5 protein-coding genes and 1 pseudogene are annotated in these 2,513 nt (G+C 76.2%); 4 read left to right on the forward strand and 2 right to left on the reverse strand.

Features of this window, described 5'->3' with window-relative positions; genetic code table 11:
- The 4 genes and pseudogenes from JNW89_RS34390 to JNW89_RS34405 all read left to right on the forward strand — a co-directional run.
- Window positions 1-383, forward strand: a pseudogene (locus JNW89_RS34390) (hypothetical protein); the annotation flags it as partial.
- Complete coding sequence (locus JNW89_RS34395; protein ID WP_238452207.1) at window positions 353-1,069, forward strand: response regulator transcription factor; 717 nt, start codon at window positions 353-355, stop codon at window positions 1,067-1,069. The pseudogene JNW89_RS34390 and the gene JNW89_RS34395, both read left to right, overlap by 31 nt.
- Window positions 1,070-1,142: 73 nt before the next feature.
- Window positions 1,143-1,643 (forward strand): hypothetical protein, encoded by a 501-nt coding sequence (locus tag JNW89_RS34400; RefSeq protein WP_238452208.1) that lies wholly within the window; start codon window positions 1,143-1,145, stop codon window positions 1,641-1,643.
- On the forward strand, window positions 1,574-1,876 hold the full coding sequence (locus JNW89_RS34405) for a hypothetical protein (RefSeq protein WP_238452209.1): 303 nt from the start codon (window positions 1,574-1,576) through the stop codon (window positions 1,874-1,876). Before JNW89_RS34400 ends, JNW89_RS34405 begins: the two co-directional genes overlap by 70 nt.
- On the opposite strand, the gene JNW89_RS34410 is transcribed toward JNW89_RS34405, so the two are convergent.
- A complete protein-coding gene (locus JNW89_RS34410) occupies window positions 1,831-2,172 on the reverse strand; it encodes a helix-turn-helix domain-containing protein (RefSeq protein ID WP_306344949.1) in 342 nt (113 codons plus the stop codon). The two genes, JNW89_RS34405 and JNW89_RS34410, sit on opposite strands and share 46 nt — an antisense overlap.
- 140 nt (window positions 2,173-2,312) lie before the next feature.
- Window positions 2,313-2,474: a hypothetical protein gene (locus tag JNW89_RS34415; RefSeq protein WP_238452211.1), complete on the reverse strand. Its 162-nt coding sequence runs from the start codon at window positions 2,472-2,474 to the stop codon at window positions 2,313-2,315.
- Window positions 2,475-2,513: the final 39 nt, after the last annotated feature.

Here is a 2,513-nt window from a genome sequence, read left to right on the forward strand (position 1 = left end):
CCCCGGCTGCGCCGGCTGATCGCCGAGTCGGACGACGTGCCGGACCGCTGCTGCACGAGCTGCGCGCCGCCGCCGACCTGGCCGAGCGGAACGGCCTGCCGATCGACCTGGTCGCCATCGGCGCGCCCCCGCCACTGCCGGTGGAGGTCCGTCGCCGGCTGGTGGACCCGCCGACCGCCGCGCTGGCCGAGGCGCGGCGCTGGGCCCGGCTCACCGTGGTCGCCGGCCCGGACGAGGTGGTGGTCAGCCTGGTCACCCCCGAGGTGGACGATTCCGCCGGGACCGGTCCGCCCAGCCACGTCGAGGACGACGGCCAGGTGAAGCACGTGCAGGAGCGGGACGGGGAGATCAGGTGGACGCAGACCCGGTGGCGCAGGACGTGAGCGGGGACCGGCCCGTCGGGGTGGCCATCGTGGACGACCACCCGGTGGTGATCGACGGGGTGCGGGCCTGGCTGGCCGCCGAGCCGCGGCTGCGCGTCCTGGCCACCGGGGACGATCCGGACCAGGTGCTGCGGGACGCGCCGGACGCCGACGTGGTCCTGCTGGACCTGCGCCTGCACGGGCGGATGGTGATCGACAAGCTGGCCGAGCTGAGCGCCGCCGGTCGGCGGGTGGTGGTCTACTCCGAGCACACCGACCCGGCGACGATGCTCGCCGCGCTGGACGCCGGGGCGGCGGCGTTCCTCGCCAAGCACGAGGGGCGGGAACACTGCGTGGCGACCGTCCTGGCCGCCGCCAGCGACCGCCCGTACGTGCCACCGGCGCTGGCCGGGGCGATGGTGGGCGACCCCCGCCCCGACCGCCCGGCCCTGTCCGACAAGGAACGCGAGGCGCTGCTGCTCTGGTTCCAGTCGATGTCGAAGGCGTCGGTGGCCCGTCGGATGCGGATCAGCGAGCACACCGTCAAGCAGTACGTGGACCGGGCGCGGATCAAGTACACCCGGGCGGGCCGGCCGGCGGCTACCAAGGCGGCGCTGCTGGCCCGGGCGATCGAGGACGGCCTCGTCCGACCGGAGGAGATCGGCATCTACCGGTCGCAGGCGGCGGCCGACCGGCCGACCCCCTAACGGCTGTCATGACAGGCCCGGCGGGCTGGGCGAGGCTTACCGGCAGGAGGTCAACCGCCGGGAGGTCGTGACGATGCGCGAGGACGCGTCCCCGTTCTTCATCGCACCGCACCGCTTCGACGCGCCGGACGACGAGCTCCGGCCGGCGCTGGACCGGCGCTACGAGCTGGTCCCCGAGCCGGGCGAGCGGGTGTTGCGGCGGCTGCGTACCCCGGTGGCCGGTTGCCTGCTCAGCCCCACCGGCACCCGGCGGCAGTGGGTGCTGCCCGCGCCGGCCACCGTCACCGTGACCGACCGGCGGCTGGCGTACGTGTGCGCCGGCGCCGAGTTGTCCGTGGTCTCCGGGCGGGACGGCCGTGGCGACGCCCGGCACCGGCGCGCTCTTCGGCTGTCCCGCCTGGTCAGCGGGCAGATCCGCTGGCAGTGGCCGTCCCGCCTGGAGCTGCCGCCACCCGCCGGCCCGGCGGCGGACGGGCCGTCCCGACGGCCGACGGGGAGCTGCTGGTGGTCTGCGACGCGCTGCGGACCATCCAGCAGCCGGCGCTCGCCCTCGGCGGTCCGGCCGACACGGTGACGGAGCTGGCCCGGCTGGTCCGCCGGTCGGTGGCCACGTTCCGGCTGAGCCACCCGGACCTGGTCGAACTCTCCCCGCCGGAGCGCGACGAGCTGGCCCGCCGGGCGGCGCCCGGTCCGCTGGACGGGGTGGCCCGGGTGACGCTGCCCGGTTCGCTGCCGGTGGAGTTCCTGTCCCGGGACGACTACTACCGCACGCCGACACCGTCGACGTTGGACGCGGTCGGCGAGTGAGCCCGGGCCCGTAGCCGACGCAGCATCCGGGCGTCGGTGAATCCGACGGCCCGGGCGGCGGACTCGACGGTCGCCCCGTGCCCGATCAGGTGCTCGGCCCGCTCGACCCGCAGCAGCTGCTGGTAGCCGAGCGGCGTGAGCCCGGTGGCCTGGCGGAACAGCCGGGTCAGCGTGCGTTCCGCGACCCCGCCGGCGGCGGCCAGGTCGGCCAGCGGCAGCGGGTCGGAGAACCGGCTGTCGATGAGGTCCTGCACCCGGTGGGCCGCGTCGGACAGGTGCGACCGGTGCCGCATCATCGCGCTGGCCTGCTGCTCGTGCCCGTTGCGCCGGGCGTAGACCACCAGGGTACGGGCGATCCTGGCGGCGGCGGCCGGGCCGTGCCGGGTGGCCACCAGGTGCAGCGCCACGTCGATGCCACTGGCGATGCCGGCGGAGGTCACCACCCGGTCGTCCACCACGTAGAGCACGTCCCGGACCACCCAGGCGGCCGGGAAGACCCGGGCCAGGTCGTCCTGCACCTCGTGGTGGTGGTGCAGCGCCGGCCGTCCAGCAGGCCCGCCCGGCCGAGCGCGAACGCGCCGGCGCAGATGCTGGCCACCGTGCCGCCGCGCGCGTGGTGCTCGGCCAGGCGGCGCAG

It is taken from the genome of Micromonospora sp. 4G55 (assembly GCF_016803375.1).